Origin of the sequence: Bacillus sp. LNXM65, from assembly GCF_002998575.1 — a bacterium.
Taxonomy (GTDB): Bacteria; Bacillota; Bacilli; order Bacillales; family Bacillaceae; genus Bacillus.
The window spans coordinates 233299-254623 of record NZ_PVRB01000002.1 but is presented as its reverse complement, the minus strand read 5'-3'; the positions used below and the strand labels follow the sequence as shown (position 1 = coordinate 254623).

At 42.4% G+C, this 21325-nt stretch carries 21 protein-coding genes and 1 riboswitch; of the genes, 3 read left to right on the top strand and 18 right to left on the bottom strand.

Annotated elements, in window-relative coordinates; genetic code table 11:
- Positions 1-313 precede the first annotated feature (313 nt).
- Positions 314-1399 (top strand): Rap family tetratricopeptide repeat protein, encoded by a 1086-nt coding sequence (locus tag C6Y03_RS04820; protein ID WP_060597562.1) that lies wholly within the window; start codon positions 314-316, stop codon positions 1397-1399.
- Positions 1400-1418: 19 nt separating this feature from the next.
- Positions 1419-1559: a hypothetical protein gene (locus C6Y03_RS19120; RefSeq protein ID WP_162839379.1), complete on the top strand. Its 141-nt coding sequence runs from the start codon at positions 1419-1421 to the stop codon at positions 1557-1559.
- A 48-nt stretch (positions 1560-1607) separates the two neighbouring features.
- Here the strand turns inward: C6Y03_RS19120 and ywaC are convergent, their stop codons facing one another.
- The 5 genes from ywaC to C6Y03_RS04795 all read right to left on the bottom strand — a co-directional run bounded on the left by ywaC (position 1608) and on the right by C6Y03_RS04795 (position 7851).
- Positions 1608-2240 (bottom strand): GTP pyrophosphokinase YwaC, encoded by a 633-nt coding sequence (gene ywaC / locus C6Y03_RS04815; protein WP_003215004.1) that lies wholly within the window; start codon positions 2238-2240, stop codon positions 1608-1610.
- Between the two features lie 94 nt (positions 2241-2334).
- Entirely contained in the window at positions 2335-3348 is a 1014-nt protein-coding gene (locus tag C6Y03_RS04810; RefSeq protein WP_106030657.1) for an ABC transporter permease, read from the bottom strand.
- A complete protein-coding gene (locus C6Y03_RS04805; protein ID WP_106030658.1) occupies positions 3345-4841 on the bottom strand; it encodes a sugar ABC transporter ATP-binding protein in 1497 nt (498 codons plus the stop codon). The genes C6Y03_RS04810 and C6Y03_RS04805 overlap by 4 nt, the downstream gene beginning before the upstream one ends.
- A gap of 69 nt (positions 4842-4910) precedes the next feature.
- Positions 4911-6029, bottom strand: coding sequence for a sugar ABC transporter substrate-binding protein (locus C6Y03_RS04800; protein WP_106030659.1), 1119 nt, complete (start codon positions 6027-6029; stop codon positions 4911-4913).
- Positions 6030-6197: 168 nt separating this feature from the next.
- Positions 6198-6307: riboswitch (SAM riboswitch) on the bottom strand.
- 116 nt (positions 6308-6423) lie between these two features.
- The gene (locus C6Y03_RS04795; protein ID WP_106039020.1) at positions 6424-7851 is read right to left on the bottom strand and encodes a DUF1565 domain-containing protein; all 1428 of its coding nucleotides are present in this window, start codon (positions 7849-7851) and stop codon (positions 6424-6426) included.
- 368 nt (positions 7852-8219) lie between these two features.
- Here C6Y03_RS04795 and C6Y03_RS04790 point away from each other — a divergent pair, with 368 nt between their 5' ends.
- The gene (locus C6Y03_RS04790; RefSeq protein ID WP_060597564.1) at positions 8220-9311 is read left to right on the top strand and encodes a branched-chain amino acid aminotransferase; all 1092 of its coding nucleotides are present in this window, start codon (positions 8220-8222) and stop codon (positions 9309-9311) included.
- Positions 9312-9625: 314 nt separating this feature from the next.
- On the opposite strand, the gene C6Y03_RS04780 is transcribed toward C6Y03_RS04790, so the two are convergent.
- The 13 genes from C6Y03_RS04780 to sigY all read right to left on the bottom strand — a co-directional run bounded on the left by C6Y03_RS04780 (position 9626) and on the right by sigY (position 20916).
- Positions 9626-10024 carry a hypothetical protein gene (locus C6Y03_RS04780; RefSeq protein ID WP_034660737.1) on the bottom strand — a complete coding sequence of 133 codons (399 nt, stop codon included), beginning with the start codon at positions 10022-10024 and terminating at the stop codon, positions 9626-9628.
- A 117-nt stretch (positions 10025-10141) separates the two neighbouring features.
- Positions 10142-11470 carry a 6-phospho-beta-glucosidase gene (locus C6Y03_RS04775; RefSeq protein WP_106038928.1) on the bottom strand — a complete coding sequence of 443 codons (1329 nt, stop codon included), beginning with the start codon at positions 11468-11470 and terminating at the stop codon, positions 10142-10144.
- On the bottom strand, positions 11467-11793 hold the full coding sequence (locus C6Y03_RS04770; RefSeq protein WP_003215078.1) for a PTS lactose/cellobiose transporter subunit IIA: 327 nt from the start codon (positions 11791-11793) through the stop codon (positions 11467-11469). The genes C6Y03_RS04775 and C6Y03_RS04770 overlap by 4 nt, the downstream gene beginning before the upstream one ends.
- Before the next feature lie 26 nt (positions 11794-11819).
- The gene (gene celB / locus C6Y03_RS04765) at positions 11820-13169 is read right to left on the bottom strand and encodes a PTS cellobiose transporter subunit IIC (RefSeq protein ID WP_060597567.1); all 1350 of its coding nucleotides are present in this window, start codon (positions 13167-13169) and stop codon (positions 11820-11822) included.
- A gap of 14 nt (positions 13170-13183) precedes the next feature.
- Positions 13184-13489, bottom strand: coding sequence for a PTS sugar transporter subunit IIB (locus C6Y03_RS04760; protein ID WP_034660433.1), 306 nt, complete (start codon positions 13487-13489; stop codon positions 13184-13186).
- A 122-nt stretch (positions 13490-13611) separates the two neighbouring features.
- Complete coding sequence (locus C6Y03_RS04755) at positions 13612-15555, bottom strand: BglG family transcription antiterminator (protein ID WP_106038927.1); 1944 nt, start codon at positions 15553-15555, stop codon at positions 13612-13614.
- A 237-nt stretch (positions 15556-15792) separates the two neighbouring features.
- Entirely contained in the window at positions 15793-16407 is a 615-nt protein-coding gene (locus tag C6Y03_RS04750) for a class F sortase (protein WP_106038926.1), read from the bottom strand.
- A 70-nt stretch (positions 16408-16477) separates the two neighbouring features.
- Entirely contained in the window at positions 16478-17860 is a 1383-nt protein-coding gene (locus C6Y03_RS04745) for a copper amine oxidase (protein WP_106038925.1), read from the bottom strand.
- Between the two features lie 123 nt (positions 17861-17983).
- Complete coding sequence (locus C6Y03_RS19315) at positions 17984-18097, bottom strand: hypothetical protein (protein WP_223250414.1); 114 nt, start codon at positions 18095-18097, stop codon at positions 17984-17986.
- An 83-nt stretch (positions 18098-18180) separates the two neighbouring features.
- Positions 18181-19551 (bottom strand): NADP-specific glutamate dehydrogenase, encoded by a 1371-nt coding sequence (gdhA, locus tag C6Y03_RS04740; RefSeq protein ID WP_095285627.1) that lies wholly within the window; start codon positions 19549-19551, stop codon positions 18181-18183.
- Between the two features lie 314 nt (positions 19552-19865).
- Positions 19866-20078: a hypothetical protein gene (locus C6Y03_RS04735; protein ID WP_034660437.1), complete on the bottom strand. Its 213-nt coding sequence runs from the start codon at positions 20076-20078 to the stop codon at positions 19866-19868.
- The gene (locus C6Y03_RS04730) at positions 20075-20386 is read right to left on the bottom strand and encodes a YxlC family protein (RefSeq protein WP_034660438.1); all 312 of its coding nucleotides are present in this window, start codon (positions 20384-20386) and stop codon (positions 20075-20077) included. Before C6Y03_RS04730 ends, C6Y03_RS04735 begins: the two co-directional genes overlap by 4 nt.
- On the bottom strand, positions 20383-20916 hold the full coding sequence (gene sigY / locus C6Y03_RS04725) for an RNA polymerase sigma factor SigY (RefSeq protein WP_106036395.1): 534 nt from the start codon (positions 20914-20916) through the stop codon (positions 20383-20385). Before sigY ends, C6Y03_RS04730 begins: the two co-directional genes overlap by 4 nt.
- Positions 20917-21325 lie beyond the last annotated feature (409 nt).

The following is a 21325-nucleotide window of genomic DNA, read 5'->3' as shown; positions in this document are numbered from 1 at the left end:
AAAAACGAGACATCACCTTGAAAATCTCCGTTTTTCTAACATACGAAAACAGACTCTTGAATTACCTTCTTCTCTCTATTGATATCGTAATATATTTTTTCCAAAACCCTCTTTTTACCTAAAAATATGTAAACGCATACAAAAAAGATGGATGATCCCTATTTCTCTCACAACTGGTTGAATTTACATCAAAAAACATGTTTTACAAATTGCAAGAGAGCGCTTAAAATATAAGAAGATACTGAATATGGAAAGTGAATTCAGATGAATGGACATCGAACTAGATGGATAGATGAAGAAAGGAGGATATAAATTGGCCGAAACAGGTGTTTTGTCGTCCGTTGATGTAGCGAATATGTTAAATGACTGGTATGTCATGATGAAAAAAAGAGAAATACAAGGTGCGATCCAGCTAAAAGAAGAGATTCTTCAAGCGTTTGATCGAATGGAAGAGAATCAAGACGTCTTACTTTACTATCAATTGCTAGAGTACCGTTTTAAGGATCTCATCGAAGATACAGCTTCGTTGGATCATAGTCTTTTTGTTGATGAAAATGCGATCCGTACAGATGACATGCTCAGTTACTATTTCTATTTCTTTAAAGGGATGTATGAAATGCGCAGAGGCAATCAGGATACGGCATTTCACCTTTTAAAATTGGCCGAGGATAAATTAGATCTCGTGCACGATGACATTGAAAAAGCAGAATTTCATTATAAAACAGGGTGTCTTTACTATAATATAAGGTCCACGCTTCTCTCCATACACCACTTAAAGATGGCTTCATCTATTTATGACGCAGATCCATGTTATGTGAAAAAATCAATCAGCTGTCAAATGATGCTCGCTTTGAATTATGCTGATCAATCGAAATATGATGAGGCAGAGTCATTATTTGAAGAAGTGATTCATTCACTAGAACAAATGGAAGACCCAGATTTACTTGGTCACGCGTATTGCAATGCAGCTTTTATTAAAAGTCTTAGAAATGAATACAGTGAAGCTGTGCCGCTCCTAGAAAAAGCTTTATTGATCGAGACATTTGAAACGTCTTCTCCAGGCGGCTACTTACTTGCCATGTATGCCTATACAAAAGCACTGTTCAAGCTGAAAAAGCCTGGTTTGTTCCACTATTATGTACAGCTTTCACTACAAAAAGCAGAAAATTTAAAACAACGAAACATTTCACTTAAATTATCCATTTTAGAAACACTTATGCTTCAGCCAGACAACATGATGGAGCAAATCAAATCTTATTGTGATCAATTAGAATCTATGAATTTCCTTGTCGATCTTGAAGCCATCTGTCAGGATGCAGCTGCTTACTTAACGGATCTTGGACTTCATGAGGAATCCACTTATTTCTGGAACAAGGCGTTGTCCTTAAAAACTTGTTAAAAATATGGAGTGATGTATGATGAAAAAATGGTTTATCACAACTGCGATTTTGACACTCTTGATAACAGGTGTTTCCATTGGCGCTTCTATCCAAAAAGACAGCCAATCTGCACAATCTCAAGATATCATTCAAAAGAGAGACCGCGGCACCAATCCTTAAAAATGAAAAAGAGCAGCTGTGAATATAACAGCTGCTCTTTTCTATGCGCTAATCAATTTCTCGTTTAATATTTTGCATTTTTTCATCTAAGTAATGGGCGATATCTGCCGCTTCCTTCAATTCATCGGTCAGCTGATGAGGGACATCGTTTTGCAGTTTATAATAGATTTTATGTTCAAGGCTCGCCCAAAAATCCATCGCTATGGTCCGCACCTGAATCTCAACCTTCACATGCTCCACACGATTCGTTAAGTACACAGGGATTTCCACAATTAAATGAAGACTTCTGTAGCCATTTGGTTTTGGATGTTGAATGTAATCCTTCACTTCAAGGATTTTTAGATCCTCTCTTTGCCTCAATACATCCATAATATTATAGATATCTTGAATAAAAGAGCAGATGATACGGACACCTGCGATATCATGGATATACTCCTTGGCACATTGTGTTGTGATGTCACATCCTTTTCTTGCTAATTTATTTACAATGCTTTCAAAGGATTTGATTCGTGATTTTGTATGCTCTATTGGATTGTGTCCATGGATTAAATTATATTCCTGGCTGATAATTGAAAACTTTGTATCCATTTCATCTAATGCAAATTTATATACTAATAATTCATTTTTCCAGTCTTCCATGACGTTTTTCAAATCTTCTACATGAGTTGCTGACATATTCATTTCTTTTTGTCATCTCCTTTTGGGAAACGGCGGCTGCACCGCTTTCCGTTTACTAGACGGAGAAAGGACTCAAAAGGTTTTAAAAAATACGTCGTCAGCCTCGCTGTTTGTAATACGTTAACGCCAGCGCAAGCGCGAGTACAGAGCCTTTCACAATATCCATCGCGTAATAAGGGACAGACATCATCACAAGTCCATTTTGCAAAATACCGATGAGCACAGCCCCAATAAACGTACCAAATGCATTTGGCTTTCCTGCTCCCATGACGGAAAAACCGATAAAAGCTGCCGCTACGCCATCCATTAAATAAGGTGCGCCAGCATTTATTTCCGCTGTCATCACCCTTGATGCCAGCACAATACCACCGATTGCTGCAAATAAAGCCGAGAGCAGATATGCTGCGATTTTATATTTGTTTACATGAATACCGGACAATCGAGCCGCTTCCTTATTCCCTCCAATAATGTACATAAATCGGCCGTGCTTTGTGTAGGTCATGAAAACATGTGCAAATAGCACAATGGCTGCCATTAAGAGAATGATATATGGCACCTGGCCGATTTTGCTGAAAAAGGCGGGGATTGTGCCCGTTGAGAATGTACCGTCAGACAGCACCATGTTTTCAGAAATGGTCGCCCCTTTCGTATACGTTTGAGCCAGTCCTTGAATGATAAACATCATAGCTAATGTCATGAGCATATCTGGAATTTTCATTTTGACAATCATCAAGGCATTGAGTAAACCAACAATAAGGGCAGCCGCTAGCGCAGAGAGGATCGCAATCAGCGGGTTTTGCGAAAACCACACGAACATAGAAATCACAATTGCATTCGATAACGTTGCGACTGATCCGACTGATAAATCAAAGCCGTTTACTGCCAATGAGATGGTAAGGCCCACCGCAATAATGGTCACAATGGAGATAGACCGTAATATATTGATGATATTCCCTGATTGCAAAAACGCTGGATTCGCTGCCGCAAATACCACAATCAATACGACAATGGTTAAGATCGTGCCATATCGATAAAAGAAATCAAATAGATGAAAGGATGGCCGCTGTTTTTTCATTTGCTGCACAGGGACTGGAATTTGTCGTTCACTCATAATTGTCCTCCTGTTGAATGATATAAAAGCTCTTCCTCAGTCGTTGGCGCAGTCATTTCCCGGGCAATGCTGCCATCATACAGCACGTAGACTCGGTCTGCGATACCTGCAATCTCCGACAGCTCACTTGACGCATAAATCACAGATTTCCCGCGGGCGGCAAGCTCTGCAATCAGGGTGAAAATATCTTTTTTCGCTCCAACGTCAACGCCTTTTGTTGGTTCATCAAAGAGATAGATATCCGCTTCAGCCAGCAGCCATTTTCCTATGGAAATCTTCTGTTGATTTCCACCGGATAGATGCTTCACCTTTGCTTCAAGAGATGGGGTTTTGACACCAAGCCGTTTGACGATTACGTCTGCTTCCCGCTTTTCCTTCGAACGATGTAAGAAGCTGAACACTCTTGAGAATGAACGAAGACTTGCAGCCGTTAAGTTCCATCCCACGCTCTCTTCTGTTAGAACCCCTTCCTTTCTACGTTCTTCCGGCACAAGGGCCATTCCAGCTCTCACGGCTTGATGAGGCGATGTGATGCGAACGGTTTGACCATGAAGCTGCACAGTTCCCGTCTTTTTTTCTGAGGCGCCGAAAAGGGCTTTACACAATTCCGTTTTTCCAGCACCGACAAGGCCTGCAATTCCGAGAATTTCTCCCTTTTTCACGTGAAGATGAATGTTGCGTAATTTATGCTGGTCGTTTAGCTGCTTCACTTCAAGCACAATAGGTGCATCCTTCAAAGGTGTACGGAGCGGGAATTGCTCCTCTAATGGCGCACCTAGCATTTCTTCAATAATCTGTTGCGGATTTGTATCTTGAACGAGGTGTTTTGCGACATCGGTTCCATTTCGCATCACTGTCAGTTCATCACAGATGGTGAAAATTTCAGGCATGCGATGGGAGATAAACACAATGCCCGTTCCATTCTGTTTCAGCCGATCAATCATTGAGAATAACTTGCTTGTTTCTGTATGACTAAGAGGGGCCGTTGGTTCATCTAAGATTAAAATGCTGCATTTAATCGAAACGGCCTTGGCAATGAGCACCATCTGTTTTTCTGCAAGGGTCAGATCACTCACAAGGCGTTTTGTGGAGATGTCGATGTCCATTTCTTTTAATAGTTGAGCTGCCTTACGGTGCAGCTCTTTCCAGCCGACAAATGTTTTTTTCTCAATCTGATGCATCATCATATTCTCACCAACACTTAAGTAGGGAACTAGCGCCGTATCCACTTCTTGATGGACCGTCTGCACACCATATGAGGCCGCATTCTTTGGGGTTTGAATGGATGCCGCCTGACCATTGATATGGATGCTTCCTTCATAGTGCGAATGAGCGCCAGAAAGAACTTTCATTAACGTGGACTTCCCAGCACCATTCGCTCCAATCAGCGCATGAACCGTCCCTTTTTTTAATGTAAAATTCACTTGATCTAACGCTTTTACTCCTGGGAATTCAATCGAAATATGTTTCATACAAACAAGCGGCGAAGTCATAGGTGTCCTCCTTCTCATGATCATCATCTGAAAAACGAAACACTCTCTATGGAAGAGAGTGCACGTCGTTTATTTTGTATAATGCTTCTTCAAGGTCTTCATCCAATCTTCTTCAAAAGCAGTCGATGAGCCGAACCCCTTCACTTCGTCTGCAAGATTGACCATATTGATGGCTTTTCCTGCTTGTTGAAGCTGATTTTGCGAGATGAGAGAGGCCTCAAGGTCATAGGAAGATGGCGTTTTCTCACCCGCTATTTTCTTCGCAAGAATTCTCACATCAACAGCGCCGATGAGCTTCGGATCAACCGCTGCTGTGTACTTCCATGGACTTTCTTTCGCTGTCATTTCTTGAAGATCAGCATTTGACACATCAATCCCGTAAATCTTCACTTCTGTTCTTCCTGCTTCCTTTAGCGCTCTTGCTGCGCCAATGGCAAAGGCATCCCACGTGGCAAAAATAGCGTCAAGTTTACCCTTTGGATATTTATTCAGCATGGCTGCTACTGCATTTTGCGTTTGAACAGACGTATCAGAGGAAGCAATGCCAAAGCGGTCAAGTTCCTTGATCCCTTTGTGTTGGTTGAGCGTTTCTTGATAGACCTTGTTTCGTCTCACCATTGGCGGGAACCCATCTACCCAGAGGTATGCAATATTTGCTTTTCCTTTAAAATCAGATACGAGTGCGTCTAATGATTTTTTCGCTAATTGTTCGTCATCTTGAGACGTCACTGTGACCCCTTTGATGTCCTTCAGCTTAGGATTCGAATCAAACGCTACGACTGGAATGCCCTTCGCTGTAATCTTTTTCACGTCAGCGACGGTCGCCTCGTCGTCCCCATGAGAGATGATAAAGCCATCATAATTTTCTTCCAGCGCCTGAGAGATCGCATCATGGAATTTCGCTGTATCTCCATTTGCGGTGTAGACATCTACCGTAAAGCCAAGCGCTTCACCTTCTGCCTTCGTCCCAGCTAAAAACTGCGCTGTATGATCATCTCCTCCGATTTTACGGATGACTTTAATTTTTGCTCCCTGTCCCTTTGCAAATCGCTTCGGTACATTGTCAAAGGAGACCTTTTCGTTCGCATTTGCCTTTGAGCCTGCACTTGATCCAGTGCCGCAGCCCGTTAATAGGATCGTCAATACCATTAATAATATAAGACATGATGTAAAATGCTTACGCTTCATTGCTGTTCCTCCTCAAGTTGTTTTTATTTTCCACATCGGAAAACTAGGTAAAACAGTGGGAAAACGCCAGTAAACTGTTCTTTCATTTGAAAAAGAGACGAAAAAAAGCCTCTCCTGGAAGAGAGGCTTGATCACCGTTGCATGAAACATGTATCGGGAAGTCTTCCTCTCTTATCTGTCAAAGCTGTAACAGCTTTGCAGGAATTAGCACCAATTTCTATAGTAGAAACGGTTGCCGGGCGTCATAGGGCCAGTCCCTCTGCCTCTCTTGATAAGAGATCCGTTATGAAATTTTGTTTTAGTTAAAATGTCTTCTTTACTTTAATGTGATGTCACATCAATGTCAATGATTTTTTTGAAAATTTAAAACAATGCGTTTGTGGTTCAGACATGCTTAACTTCCGATGATTTTCTTAGCAGGTGATGATTTCTTCAGGCGAAAGTCATATTTTTTCTCATTCACAAATTGTGGATTGAGGTGTGCTGATCCTTTATCTTGGCCGCTTTTCAAGAGATACGTTTTGTAGCCTTCCATCCATTTCCCACGCCATACCCACTGTGATGCCTTTGCACCTTTTCGGTCGTCATACACGTTCTTCTGGAAGGTATTCTTTTGATTCACTCCATAAAGATTCACGACTAAGTAATGCGAGGCACTCGCTGTCATAATATTATTCGTGATTCGATTGTTCACGGCTTGATATTGCATCAACAATTGACCGCCTTCTAAGCCGGCTGTGTCATTTTTGTACAAAATATTATGTGAGATCGTCGTATTTGTTGTTCCGCCTCGCTTTTTATCATAGCCGCCAATTGAAATACCTGTATAACGGTTCAAATACACTTGATTGTGTTCGATGCGAATGCGATCTGCCATTTTTCCGTTATGTTCACTTGTGACTTCAATCCCCAGGTCATTGTGATGTGTGATGTTATGATCAATCACAATGTCCTTCCCGCCATCAACATAAATTCCGCCAGCGGAGATGTCTTTGCCATAGGCTGGATTCCCTGCACTCGTAATCTCATATACTTTGTTTTTAGATACGACACCATTTCTGACTTGATCGTACTTTTTAGAAGGTGCTACGTTCTCAAAACCAATTAAATCAATGCCTATATTATCTGTGTGGCGAACCGTGTTATGTGTCACACGGAACTTGTTGACGTTCCCATTTAGCACAAGCGCTTCACTGAAGCCAAGCTTTAATTTTTCAACAGTGTTTCCTTTGATTTCAATGTCTTCAATGGCCGCAGGAGCTTTTGTTCCATAGACCGCAATGCCGTGCGCATTCCCATTTTTGTGTTTCGTCTGAATGTCATACACTCGGTTGTTGAGCAGTTTGACGCCTTTGCCGCTTCCTTTGATGAAAATACCGACTGGTGTCACATCTTCCTTATTCGTCTTGAGATGTCCCACCGTCAGACCTTTGAGGGTGATGTAGCTTTTTTGATCGATCGTGACAAGACCGCCATCTGCTTGATTTCCTTTAAGAGAAGCCCCGCTAATGACAGGTTTTTCTTTTCCGTAAGCTTGAAAGATAACGGGTGTTTTCTTTGTACCTGAATGGCGGACAATCAATTTCTCTTTGTATGTGCCGCCTCTCATGTAAATGGTTGCCCCGGCTTTCGCCATACTTGCCGCTTTTTTCAGCGTGCGAAAAGGTTTTTGCTTCGTTCCCGGGTTTTTGTCGTTTCCGTTTGGCGCCACGTAATAGGCAGTTCCCTGCTTGGCGCCAGCCTCCTCTGTCATCGCTTGACAGCCGAAGCTGATCACGGTCATGAATAAAATAAGTAAAATGCCTGATATCGCTCGTTTCATCTTGTTGTGTGCTCCTTTCACTTCTCTTCTTCCTTTATCGGTTAAAAAAAAGAGGATTAAAAAATGAGAATGCCCCTTGCAATGTACTAGTCAAAAGGTGTATGGTTGAAAGAATATCTTACAGGAAAATCATCCGCTTTTAAATTGTCAGATTAATCAGTTAATAATGCATTTGGATTTTATTTCTTTATTAAAAAGGGGTGTCATGAGGCAGACTGACGGCAGAGAGAAGGAAAGCGCTTTAACAGATTTTTCTTATCTGAATTCCAGAAAACCTATTGCTAATATTTTGTGAAGGTATAGAATAGAATCATAATTATTTCATATTATTAGAATTTTCAAATAATCAAACAGCAAGGAGATTTACGATGCCAAAACAACCCATCCGCGTTGAACTTAGTTCAACAAAAAAACCAAAACCTCAATCTGATCAACTTGAATTCGGAAAAATCTTCACAGATCACATGTTTGTGATGGATTATTCCATTGATCAAGGCTGGTACGATCCCAGAATTATACCTTATCAGGCCATTCCAATGGACCCAGCTTCGATGGTCTACCATTATGGGCAATCTGTTTTTGAAGGCTTAAAAGCTTATGTTTCTGAGGATCAGAAAATTCTCTTATTCCGTCCGGAAAAGAACATGGAACGCTTAAACAGATCCAATGACCGCCTGTGTATCCCGCAAATTGATACAGAAACGGTTTTAGAGGGCTTAAATGAACTCATTCGCATTGATAAGGATTGGGTACCTGATGCAGAGGGCACTTCCTTGTATATCCGTCCATTCATTATTTCCACTGAGCCGTATTTAGGCGTTGCGCCGTCAAGCACGTATAAGCTGCTGATTATCTTATCTCCAGTGGGATCTTACTATAAAGAAGGCATCCACCCGGTCAAAATTGCAGTTGAAAACGAATTTGTCCGTGCCGTTAAGGGCGGGACAGGAAATGCCAAAACAGCTGGAAACTACGCCTCAAGCCTCAAGGCACAGCAAGTCGCTGAAACCAAAGGCTTTTCACAGGTTCTTTGGCTTGATGGAGTCGAGAAAAAGTACATTGAAGAAGTCGGGAGTATGAATATCTTCTTTAAAATCAAAGGAGAAATCGTGACGCCTGAATTGAACGGCAGCATTTTAGAAGGCATCACCCGTAACTCTGTACTTGAGCTGTTAAAACATTGGGGTATTCCAGTGACAGAGCGTAAAATTTCGATTGATGAGTTAATTGAAGCACATCAATCAGGTGAGCTTGAAGAAATCTTTGGAACTGGAACGGCGGCCGTCATCTCTCCTGTCGGGGAATTAATTTATCACGATCAGCCATATGTAATTCAAGATGGTCAAACAGGTGAAGTATCGAAGAAATTGTACGAAGCCATTACTGGTATTCAAAAAGGAACACAGCCAGATATCTTCGGCTGGACAGTAGAAGTCGACTCGGTCGTCAAACAGACTTAAGCATGTAAAAGAACCTTTCAGTCATGAAGGGTTCTTTTTTTGTTTATTTACCCCTCCAATATACCTTATAATGGTAATCATACGTATAAGGAGTGATGGTATGTTTTTTACTTATCTACTAGCGTTCTTAGGTATTTGCATCGGATCGATGATCATAGCTACAGGTTTCGACGATTCACCGTTCCTCACCCGGTTTCTATTTAAGGTTCTCGGGATTTTTATCCTTGTTCTTTCCATTACTTTTGTAAAGGTTAGACGAAAGAGGCTACACAACAAAAAGGCGAAATAGACTCAGATGTCCAGTCAGCCGCCCATCAAATCGTGCACCAAAACAAGACCGATACCCCCACAATCGCCCCTGCATATATCCACTGTTTCCTTTTTATGCTCCGCTTTCTTTCGATCAGTAAAAAGATCTCTGGTAAAAAGACGATGATGATTTCTAGGATAAAGACAAGATAATAAACAAGCGGCATGGGCTGGAAATCAAAGTCTCTTTCATCTCCACCAATCGTTGCGAAATACATCAACAGGTTGGTCACTGGAATGGTAAAACAAACGAGCAGGCGGAGAACATAAATCCACACATACTGTCTATGACGAATAAGACCAATAAATGAAGCAATGATGCCATACAAAAACAAGACCACTGTGCCGTAACTCATCAGTGGTTGAACGATAAAGCCGTAAAGCATTAAACCAATTGCAACCATATTCAAACCGTCCTTTCTTTGAAGCCATACATGCTGTTTTTTCTATCATACACTTCTTTCTTGAATTCCCATATGGGGCAATGATAAAAAACGACCCCATAAAGGGGCCATTTTGTTTTACGCTTTGACTGATTTGAAGAATTGCGGTAAATATTCACGATGCGCTTCGAGCATTTCATCTAAAATTTGCTTTGCAATTTCATCAGATGGGACAAGCGGATTAATCGTCATCGCCACAAGAGCCGTCTCGTAATCTCCTGTTACAGCCGCTTCTGCTGCCACACGCTCGAATGATTTGATTTGTTGAACGAGCCCTCTCACAGCTACAGGCAGATCGCCCGTCGCAATTGGTTTTGGTCCGTCCTTCGTAATGATACAGTTCACTTCAACCGCTGATTCAGCCGGAATGCTGGCAATCGCCCCTCTGTTCACTGTATTGACAGGTTGGATGTCATGCTTATCATTATAGATGGAGCTGATTAAGTTACATGCCGCATCACTGTAATACGCCCCGCCTCTTTTTTCGAGCTGCGGTGGTTTAATCGATAAATCAGGATTTTTATAGAGCTCAAATAATTCTTGCTCGACCTGCTGTACAACCTCTGCTCTTGTTCCTTTTTCTTGGGCCGCTTTTTGCTCTTCTTCCAGCATATCTTTCGTTTTATAGTAATAGCGATGATACGGACATGGGATCACCCCTAAGCCTTTCACAAAAGAAGGTTCCCAGTTTTTCGCTTCAATGTTCTTCATAGACCACTGACTATTCGGATTTCCCAATTCATCGAGCACTTGATCCATAATGCTGACCCCGTCTAAATACACATCTAACCCATAGACCATGTGATTGAGGCCCGCAAACTGTACCTCGATCCGCTCAACATCTACATCAAGCGCCTTGGCAATCCCCATTTTCATCCCAATTGGTACATTGCATAGACCGACTACTTTTTTTAGATTTGTGTAGCGTAATACAGCTTCTGTGACCATGCCTGCCGGATTTGTAAAGTTCACAAGCCATGCATCTGGACAAAGTTCTTCCATATCCTTCACGATATCTAGAATGACTGGGATGGTTCGAAGTCCTTTATATAAACCGCCTGGTCCGTTCGTTTCCTGACCGATGACGCCGTATTTGAGCGGGATTCTCTCATCTTTTGCCCGTGCTTCCAGCAGTCCTACACGAAATTGTGTCGTCACGAAATCTGCGTCCTTCAGGGCTTCCCGGCGGTCAAGCGTCAGGTGTACCTCAATCGGCAGACCCGCTTTTTCAACCATGCGTTTCGCGAGAGCGCCCACGATGTTTAACTTTTCCTGACCCGCTTCAATATCCACTAGCCATAATTCCTTTACAGGCAATTCATGATATCGTTTGATAAACCCTTCGACAAGCTCAGGCGTATAGCTCGATCCCCCGCCTATTGTGACAATTTTGATTCCATCTTTCATGAATTGACACCTCCGAGTTGCTTCATTTTTTCATGGAGCTCGATGATTTCCGCCGCGAGTTCCTTGACGGTCATTGCGTTCATGAGATGATCCTGTGCATGGATCATTAAGAGACTGATGTCGGTCTTTTCTCCTCTAATTTCTCCTTGGATCAGCTCTGTTTGTGCGTGATGCGCCTCATTTAACGCGTCTTGTGCTTCCTGCAATTTTTGCTTCGCCTCATCAAAATTTCCTTGCTTTGCACATGTAATGGCCTCCATCGCGGAGCTTCTGCCATTCCCGCCGTGTAAGATGAGTTGAAACACAATTTGTTCCATTTCCATCGGCCGCATCCCCCTTGTTTCCTCTATTACATGCTGACGACATTTTCATCAGTTGATGCTTTTGTTTCTAGCTCACTTTCTTCTTTTAATTTCTGCTTATCCCACATTCTAAAGAATGGGTAGTATAAAGCGAATGACAACGCCAGGTTAATCAGCTGCATGACAGCACCAGAGATTTTGCCTCCTGTGGCGAGATAGCCTGAAATGATGGGCGGCATGGTCCATGGGACAGCAATCCCCGCCGGTTTTGCTACAAGTCCTGTGCTCATTCCGATATACGTGGTGATGATCATCATGATTGGCGTAAGGATAAACGGAATGAGAAGCATTGGGTTCATGACAATCGGCATTCCAAAAATGATCGGTTCGTTGATGTTAAAGATGGCTGGCCCAATGGCAAGTCGGCCAAGCTGTTTCATTTGTTTACTTCTGGCACGTAAGATCATCGTCAGCACTAAAGCAAGCGTTGCACCGCTTCCGCCGACATTGATGAAGATTTCAAAGAACTGCGCTGTGAAGATATTTGGCAGCACTTCTCCTGCTTGGAATGCGAGACGGTTCTCATCCATCGCACCGAGCCAAATTGGGCCCATGACGCCGCCGACAATGGTTGCTCCGTGAATACCACATGCCCAGAGGAGCATTTGCACACCAATGGCGACAATACTTCCGCCTAAGCTTCCACCAAGAATGGAAAGCGGTGTGCCAATTAAGACCGTGATGATATTATGAATACTCTCAAATGGTGTCATCTCAATCACAAGTCTAACGACCCAGATCAGCGTGATGACCACAAAACCTGGAATAAGTGCGATAAACGATTTACTCACTGCTGGCGGTACACCATCAGGCATCCTAATGACGATATTCCGCTGGACAATGAATCGGTAAATTTCAGTTGAAAGCATGGCAATAATCATGGCAACGAATAACCCTTTACTGCCCATCAATGTGACTGGAATTCCCCCACCTACTAGGATGGCTTCTGTTGAGCCTTCAGGTGTGAAAGGAACTTGATATGGTGTCGCCAAAAGGAAAGCTGCAACAGCGATCGCACCAGATGATAGGGCATCCACTGCATACTTTTCAGCAAGCCTGTAGGCAATCCCGAAGGTGGCAACAAGTGCCATAATGTCAAAGGTTGCATTAACAGGATAGGATAGTTTCGTGGCCCATTCAGCTCCGAAGATACTTGCCATAAAATCGCTGTATCCTGGGATCGGAAGGTTGGCTAAAATGAGAAACAGTGAACCGACAATAATGAGAGGCATGGTTAAAACAATTCCGTCACGCAATGCTTGTAAATGTCTTTGAGCGGCAATCTTCCCTGCAAACGGCATGACCTTCTCTTCTAGAAATCGGTTGAATCCATTCATCCCTTCCGCCTCCTTTATCCGTTCACTAACTGTTCAGCAGATTTTAAAACCTCAGCCCCATTACATACGCCATAATGCACGGTATTAATGACGTCGACTGGAATTCCTTTTTCTTCTCCGAGCTTTTTCATTTGTGGTAATAAATATCGAACCTGTGGTCCTAATAAAAGCACATCGGCTTGATCAATATGACTTTTCGCTGAATCTCCAGATACTGCCCAAATACGATAGTCTTTTCCTTGTTCTTGTGCGCTTTTCTCCATTTTTGTGACTAGTAAGCTTGTTGACATACCTGCTGCACAAACCAATAAGATGTTCATGTGTAAACGCCCCCTTTTGAAATTGTGAAGCTTTTCTTTACACATTCATCATATTATGAAACCGCTTTCATAAACACCTATACTTTTTCCTTTAGGAAGCGGAAAAAGTTAAGATCACACTGTTAGTTCTTGTACGAAGGGACCTTTTTATACATGGTATCCAGCATGTCTTCAAATGTATCACAGGCGATGAGATGCTGAATGAATTTCACATTATGCACAAGCTCGCCCAGCAGACGGTACATCCCTTTTAAATCTTTGGCATTCTCTTTTTCGACACAAAGCAAGCAGACAAATTGAACTTTTTTCTCTCCCCATATGATCGGTTTTTCTAATGTACATATCGCCCAAAACGTCTCTTCTGTCAGCGGCGTCATAGGGTGCGGAATGGCTGTATAATGCCCGAAGGATGTAGGAGCAGCCTCTTCTCTTTCCATCACAGAAGGTGTAAGCTCTGCTGGTGCTAAACCCATATCGATGATTTTTTCCGTGAGAAAGGTGATGACCTCTTCCTTTGTTTGAAAGGCGCATTTTGTAAAGACCAATTCCTTTTTCATATATTGAGAGGCCAATGTCACCCTTGTTTCACTCGTCAGGGCTTCTTCAATTTTTAAAAAGTCGCCGCCTCCTAAAATGGTGTTTACTTGTATGACTGGAATCGGTAAATCCATCTGAATCGGGACCGTTGTAATAATCAAATCCAGGGCATGTAAAGACACATGCGGAAGCGAATAAAGCTCTGCTGTTCCTAAAATGGTCAGTTTTGACCCAAATTGTGACCGCAAACGATCCTGAAGCAGCCTTGCACTCCCTGCACCAGATGCACAGACAATGAGACATCGCTTCGGCGGAATCTCCATTTTCCTCCGCTCTAAAGCCGCACCAAAATGAAGCGCCATATATCCGATTTCATTCTCATGAATACTCAGCCCCTCCTCTTCTTCTAGGACCCTGCTGGCGATAATACCTGCTTCAAAAGCAAGTGGATACCCCGCCTTTATTTCATCAAGCATCGGATTTCTTAAGTTCATTCCATATTTACACCGGGTCATGGCTGGCTTTAAGTGCAGACTCAGTCCAATCATTAATTCCGCATCGCCGGCTAAATCAAGCTGCAGTTTTTGATCAATGGCTTGGAGCATAAGCTGAACAAGACGGCTCGTGTCATCATCCACAATTTGTTTTTGACCACTCGATGAAAAGGACTGTACCATTTTGGCTGTTCCTAATAAATGAATGGCGATATAGACGATCTCCTCTTGTGGAAAAGAGACGTCCAGCAGTCCTTCAAGGCATTCCACCATTTTTTTAGCGACCTTATATTCCTTTGCCTGTGGTATCTCATTGATTTCCTCTGGCAAAACAGATACATAGTTTCCGTGTCTAATCCGTTTGCAGGCAATCGCAACATGAACGATTAAATTATTCATGCAAATGTCTGATAGATTCATTCTTTCTTCATTGATATAATCAATCATTGTTTTCTGAATCAATTCCAATTCATGTTTTGGTAAAATGGTGACTGCTGTGTTCAGCATCGTTTGGTAGGAACGGCGTTCATTGAATAAATATTCTGACATACAATAACGAATTTTCATCTCCGATCCTTTGATTCGGCAGCCTTTATTCGGCTTCGCATCCAGCTTCAGATCAAAGGGCTCAAGCTTGCGTTTGACCCATTTCATATCGTTACTCATCGTCGATTTACTAATAAACAGCTGGTCCTGTAAGTCTTCCAGTTTCACATAAGACTCTGCGAGAAGCAGCTTCTTTAAAATAAACCGAACGCGCTCCTCCGGCAGAACAGCCAGTGGCTCTTCCTGTTCGACCTCCTCTTTCATAAAACGGCGAAAGGCATTCTCATCGTTGATCAACAGCTCATAGCCAGCTCCTCGAACAGCTGATACAGCCGCTTGATAAGGAGCGAGACGGTCGTTCAGTTCCTTGATGTCTGTACGAATGGTGCGGCTTGTCACTTGTAAGCTGACAGAAAGCGCAGCGCTTGTGAGCGGGGTCTCCGCTGCCATGAGCTGACTTAAGATGTGCGCCAGTCTTTTACTCAGCATCAGATCGGCCTCCTTATGTAAGGGTGGAGAATCTGCCTTGTCTGGACAGGGTGTATACGCTTGCAGTTCTCTTCATTACTCATATTCTACTGAAAAGAAATAAAAATTGCCAACTCATTTATATGACAAACGCCCCTATTTATACAACAAACCATATCTAATGACCTATGAATCTTTTTGTAGGACTCTGGCAGAAACCATCAAAAAAGGCGCTACACCTCCGTGTCATCGCCTTTTTTATGAAGGGATCAGCTGGGTAAAGACAACCAGTCTCTTTTCATGAGTCCCTGCTGCATGATCAAATGTCCCTGTACACGTAATGAAATTGAGATTCCGTGTAAAAGCGTACCCGAAAAACGCATTCGGCTTTTCTTCACGCGGATAGCTTTGCACTTTGATCACTTCAAAAGTTCGCTTTTTTCCTGACGAGGACGTCACGATTACCTTGTTTCCCTTTTTTAGCTCCTTTAATCGATAAAAAACAGAAGGTCCCCATTTATTATCAACATGGCCATTCATGACGGCATTTCCTTTATCTCCTGGCTTTGGACCATCTTTAAACCAAGCTGTGTTGTCCATATTTTTTGGGACGCCCATACTGCCATCCTTTGATAAAGTTGTTTTCTCCAACTTTGCTTTGACATCAATCGCCGGAATCGCAATTTCAGCCGGGACAATACCAGACGGTTCGTCTTTTAACATGTCTTGTGAATGAGACTGTTTTGCGGCTTGGTTTGTTGTCATTTTTTCAGGAGATGAGGTTGTTTTAGAGGATGACGAATCATCCTTAGATGGTGATGCGCAGCCCGTGATGATGAGAAGCATCAGAAGACCAAACAACCACCTTTTCAAGTCAGTCTGCCTCCTTTTAAAGAAAGGAACGGCACGATTGTGCACGTTCCCCTTTCCTTTTTATACGAGCTTAATTTGATGTCTTACGGCGAGTAAGGAAGAACGCACCCGCTGCACCGCCGGCTAGGATCAAACTTGCGATCATTCCCGCAAATGCTTCATATGACATACCTAAAGGACCGGCTGTGCCTCCCATACCTGTTTTAGGCATTTCATTAGGCATCTTGGATTTGAACATTTCAGGATGCTGATCAACAATTGCTGCTGTGACATCTTGACCGACCATGAACATATGACCGTACGCCTCTCTCACTGTTGGATAAAGCTGATCATATTCGCCTTTATGGTATGACGTATATGTTTTGATCAGCTTATCAATATGCATTTTTAAGCCAGCCTCTAAATCTGCTGCCTTCAAACGTCCATTTGTCGCTTGATCTAAAAATTTCGCTTGCTTCATTCGATACGCATCTAAGTTTTTCACCGCTTTTTCTTTCGCTTCTTTATCTCCTGATGCATCCGCTTTGACATAATCAACTAAGTAACCGATATGGCTTGACCAAATGTCTTTGAATTGTTTTCCTGCATCCTTGCCATAAACAGAGGCAATCGCACCTGATAAATCATTTGTGTTTTCGTTCAAAGCTGCCGCTGCTTGATCAAAGTCCTTGCTGCCATCATTTCCTTTTTGCATAGCAACGACCGCAAGCGCCAAATGCTCTGAGAACAAGTAGTTTAAATCTTCACGAAGGTCTGCTGCTGGTGTGTCGACTGATTTGTGATCAAATTTCCCAGGAAATTGATCTGTGATCGCCCACGATACGCCTTTACCGACTTCAAACATATGATGAATGGATTTTCTAACCGTTTCATAGGTCGTATCAAAATCCTTTTCAGTGTAGCTATCAAAGGCTTTTAACAGTTCATTGACGTGCATTTTTAAGCCTTCTTCTAGTTCGCTAGCTTTCAATCTGCCGTCTGTTGCTTGATCGAGCATATCGGCTTGTTTCATGCGATATTGGTCAAGCTGCTTAACTGCTTTCTTTTTACCTGCTTCATCTTTCTTTGCCGTTGCTTGTACATAATCAACAAAGTAGCCGATATGACTTGACCAAATGTCTTTGAATTGTTTCCCTGCTTTTTTTCCGTACACAGAAGCGATGGCTTCCGATAAGTCATTTGTGTTGTCATTTAGCGCTGCCGCTGCTTGTTTAAAATCTTTGCTACCGTCAATTCCCTTTTGCATTGTGATGACTGCTAAGTAGGCATGCTCCGAAAATAACTGGTCTAGTGCTGCTCGAAGATCGGTTGCTTTGTTTGACACCTCTTGTGACGAAGATGTCTTCTTTGCCTCTCCATGCATATGTCCTTCGTGTGCACTTGCGCTATAAGCTGCCGGAAATAGTAATGCTGCGCTAAGTGGAATGGTTAAAATCGCTTTTTTCATGTTCATCTGTTTTTCCTCCTCTTTCCGTTTGTTATGTACTTAACGGAGTGAGGCATGACTTGGATCATTCAAATCTATTATTTTTTCGTTCAGGGCACAATCGGTAATGCTTGCATAAAAAAAGCCGGATTATCCGGCTGATACGTTACGACGTTTAGATGCTTTTCGCTCTTTATATATTTTCCTCACCACTGGATAAATCACTGGTGCCCATTTGACAATTTGTTTCAGCCATTTTTTCATTTCTCCCGCGCCTCCTTATTGTCATTCTTACAAGGACGATTCCCCATCTTTTCATGAAATAAACAGGTGCGGGAGAGCAGGAGTTAAATCACGCCTTGTGCGATCATCGCATCTGCCACTTTGCGAAATCCTGCAATATTTGCTCCTACGATTAAGTTTCCAGAGTGTCCATATTCATCTGCTGTCTCTGTACACCGACGATAAATCGTCTGCATCATTTGTTTCAGCTGATCATCTACTTCTTCAAATGTCCAAGACATTCTTGCACTATTTTGTGCCATTTCCAGTGCTGAGACACCTACCCCGCCAGCATTCGCCGCTTTTGCCGGCGCAAATAGAATATCATTCTGTTCAAACACTTTGACTGCCTGAAGAGTAGAGGGCATATTAGCTCCTTCTCCTACCGCAATGACACCATTTTCCACGAGCTGCTGCGCTTGCATCTCAGATATTTCATTTTGCGTTGCACATGGAAGCGCAATATCACAAGGAACAGACCAAATTTGTTCACAATCTTCAATCAATTCGGCATGCGGGTGAATGTCTATGTATGCCCCAATCCGTTGATTGCTCACTTCCTTTAGCTGCTTCACGGTCTCAAGTGAAATGCCTTGAGGATCATAAATCGCTCCGCTTGAATCACTGCAAGCAACGACCTTACCGCCTAGCTCCATGACCTTTTCCATCGCATAAATAGACACATTACCTGATCCAGACACAACAACTGAATGCCCTTCAAATTGCAGTCCATGCGCTTTTAACATTTCTTCCATAAAGTACACCAGTCCATAGCCTGTCGCTTCTTTTCTCGCTAAGCTGCCTCCAAATCCAGGACTTTTCCCTGTGAGCACACCCGCCTCATAAGCACCGCGCATTTTCTTGTACTGTCCGAACATATAGCCAATTTCGCGTGCCCCTACGCCAATATCACCTGCTGGTACATCTTGATCAGGTCCAATATATCGGCTGAGTTCACTCATAAAGCTTTGGACGAAACGCATGATTTCTCCATCAGATTTCCCTTTAGGGTCAAAATCTGATCCACCTTTTCCCCCGCCGATCGGCATACCAGTCAGTGCGTTTTTAAAGATTTGTTCAAATCCTAAAAACTTAATAATGCTTGCATTGACAGATGGGTGGAATCGAATGCCTCCTTTATAAGGACCGATGGCACTATTGAATTGAACCCTGAAACCCCGATTGACTTGTACTTTCCCCTCATCATCTACCCAAGGTACACGAAATACCACAAGCCGCTCAGGCTCAATGAGTCGTTCTAAAATGCCCTGTTTTTCATACTCTGGGTGTTTTGCAAAAACAGGAACGAGTGATTCTAGAATTTCTTTTACGGCTTGCTGAAATTCCTCCTCACCAGGATTTCGTTTTTCCACCTCCTCTAACACACGGTCGATGTAGCTTTGTGCTGTTTGTGCTGCTCGATCTAAGGTCAACATGTCTCTTCTGCCTCCTTTGTATATCTTCACACATTTATCCTGTTAGATTTTCTAACGCATATTGAGATTAATTTAACACCATTTGTAAAATCTGATCAATACTGATAACAGATGAAAATGATGCCGATTTGAGATGGATCAAGCAGCCGCAGCAATCGTTTTTAGAAAGTATCTCTTGCAGAATGACTATTGTGCTAGAAATGATGATTTAGACGTTATATATCCCGCACTCTTTGACAAATAGATGAATCATGAATGATTTCTAGTTGATCTTCAACCCGAAAAAAAGGCCTAAAGTTTTATAGGCCGTCCGCTCAATCTTTTCGGATCTTCTCATCTTTCTTTCGATCAGGGTACACGACACAAAGCCAATATAAAATAGAAGACGATGGGAAATTAATTAAACCGACAATGCCCCAAAACCACTTATAGCGCCCTCTTTTCTTTGCATCCATAAATAAAAGAAACCCCTGCGCAAACAATAACGGCAATGCGCACAATAAGATGATCATCTCCGTCTGACTCATAAGGAAGACCCTCCTTTAATGTGTTGATATTCCTTGATGCCGACAACGACGCAGAGCGGCACACTCACTACTTGAAGAAGAATGAAGATGATAGGCAAATGGGTGATGGCAGCGACAAATAGTGCCAGAATGGTCAGACTGATGAGAACGTACGCCAGTACTTCTTGTTTAAAACGCCTTTTCTCTTGTTCCTTTGCCTGCTTCAGCATCATCATGACAGCCTGCTCACTTGGCTCTTTCACTTCAATTTGTTCATCTAGCTGCTGTAACTCTTCCTTTAAACGTTCGGTGAACTGATCTTCCTTCATTGAGACCACTCCTTTCGAATTTTCTTTAATCCATGATGAACCCTCGACTTCACAGTGCCTTCTCTCATACCGAGCATTGAAGCAATCTCTGGATAAGTAAAGCCATAATAATAGTGCAAAATAATCGGTGCTCTCTCCTGTGCCTTCAATTCGTTTAGAGCATCCCACATTTCATGCCATGTGTGGCCCTTTTGCTGAATGTCCCATTTGAAGCGGCGTATGGTCTCTTGATTCGCCTTCCCTTCTCTTAATTGTTCACGTTTTCTTTTCTTCTGGTGATCTAAAAATTGTCTAGATGCAATGGAAATGAGCCATGTTGAAAATAAGGAATCTCCTCTAAATGAAGAAAGTTTCATGTACGCTTTCAGCATCGTTTCTTGCATGATTTCTTCTGCCAGCTCTTGTTGAAGGGTGAGCTTCATTATATAACGGTAAAGAAAGGAATAATGATGACGATAAAGGGCTGTAAATGCAGCATCATCTCCCTGTTTTGCCCGCTGAATCAATAATGTCTCTTCTGTCTGCTCCAAACACACCCCTCCTTCCTTTTCTTCTCTTATTCATGTGACGACACGGATGACGACATCGTTCAAAATAGACTTAATTTTTTTAACTTGGCTCCTTTTCTCCTTGTTGATCCAGTATTTGATTCATTTTATATCCAACTTTTTCTTATGTAATGATTATGACATTCTTTCGTCCCTAACAAAATGGTGAGTTCGTAATCATCTTGATTTTCTATCAAGCGAAGAGCCTCTCCCTCATAATCACTAGGTCATCCCAATACCTATCGTCAATGATCCTTGTCTCATTTAGATGAAAATAAAATAATCATGGCCTTAGTTTCCTAGAAAATCATGGAATACACAGCGCCAATTCTTAGCCGATGATACCTTTTTGCGTGCTATGCTCTTCCTACATTCCGAAAAAGGCGATACT

Coding starts and splice junctions, on each gene's coding strand:
- C6Y03_RS19120 (WP_162839379.1), top strand. CDS start 1,419: ATGAAAAAATGGTTTATCACAACTGCGATTTTGACACTCTTGATAACA.
- ywaC (WP_003215004.1), bottom strand. CDS start 2,240: ATGAATATGTCAGCAACTCATGTAGAAGATTTGAAAAACGTCATGGAA.
- C6Y03_RS04810 (WP_106030657.1), bottom strand. CDS start 3,348: ATGAGTGAACGACAAATTCCAGTCCCTGTGCAGCAAATGAAAAAACAG.
- C6Y03_RS04805 (WP_106030658.1), bottom strand. CDS start 4,841: ATGACTTCGCCGCTTGTTTGTATGAAACATATTTCGATTGAATTCCCA.
- C6Y03_RS04800 (WP_106030659.1), bottom strand. CDS start 6,029: ATGAAGCGTAAGCATTTTACATCATGTCTTATATTATTAATGGTATTG.
- C6Y03_RS04795 (WP_106039020.1), bottom strand. CDS start 7,851: ATGAAACGAGCGATATCAGGCATTTTACTTATTTTATTCATGACCGTG.
- C6Y03_RS04790 (WP_060597564.1), top strand. CDS start 8,220: ATGCCAAAACAACCCATCCGCGTTGAACTTAGTTCAACAAAAAAACCA.
- C6Y03_RS04780 (WP_034660737.1), bottom strand. CDS start 10,024: ATGGTTGCAATTGGTTTAATGCTTTACGGCTTTATCGTTCAACCACTG.
- C6Y03_RS04775 (WP_106038928.1), bottom strand. CDS start 11,470: ATGAAAGATGGAATCAAAATTGTCACAATAGGCGGGGGATCGAGCTAT.
- C6Y03_RS04770 (WP_003215078.1), bottom strand. CDS start 11,793: ATGGAAATGGAACAAATTGTGTTTCAACTCATCTTACACGGCGGGAAT.
- celB (WP_060597567.1), bottom strand. CDS start 13,169: ATGAATGGATTCAACCGATTTCTAGAAGAGAAGGTCATGCCGTTTGCA.
- C6Y03_RS04760 (WP_034660433.1), bottom strand. CDS start 13,489: ATGAACATCTTATTGGTTTGTGCAGCAGGTATGTCAACAAGCTTACTA.
- C6Y03_RS04755 (WP_106038927.1), bottom strand. CDS start 15,555: ATGCTGAGTAAAAGACTGGCGCACATCTTAAGTCAGCTCATGGCAGCG.
- C6Y03_RS04745 (WP_106038925.1), bottom strand. CDS start 17,860: ATGAACATGAAAAAAGCGATTTTAACCATTCCACTTAGCGCAGCATTA.
- C6Y03_RS19315 (WP_223250414.1), bottom strand. CDS start 18,097: ATGAAAAAATGGCTGAAACAAATTGTCAAATGGGCACCAGTGATTTAT.
- gdhA (WP_095285627.1), bottom strand. CDS start 19,551: ATGTTGACCTTAGATCGAGCAGCACAAACAGCACAAAGCTACATCGAC.
- C6Y03_RS04735 (WP_034660437.1), bottom strand. CDS start 20,078: ATGAGTCAGACGGAGATGATCATCTTATTGTGCGCATTGCCGTTATTG.
- C6Y03_RS04730 (WP_034660438.1), bottom strand. CDS start 20,386: ATGAAGGAAGATCAGTTCACCGAACGTTTAAAGGAAGAGTTACAGCAG.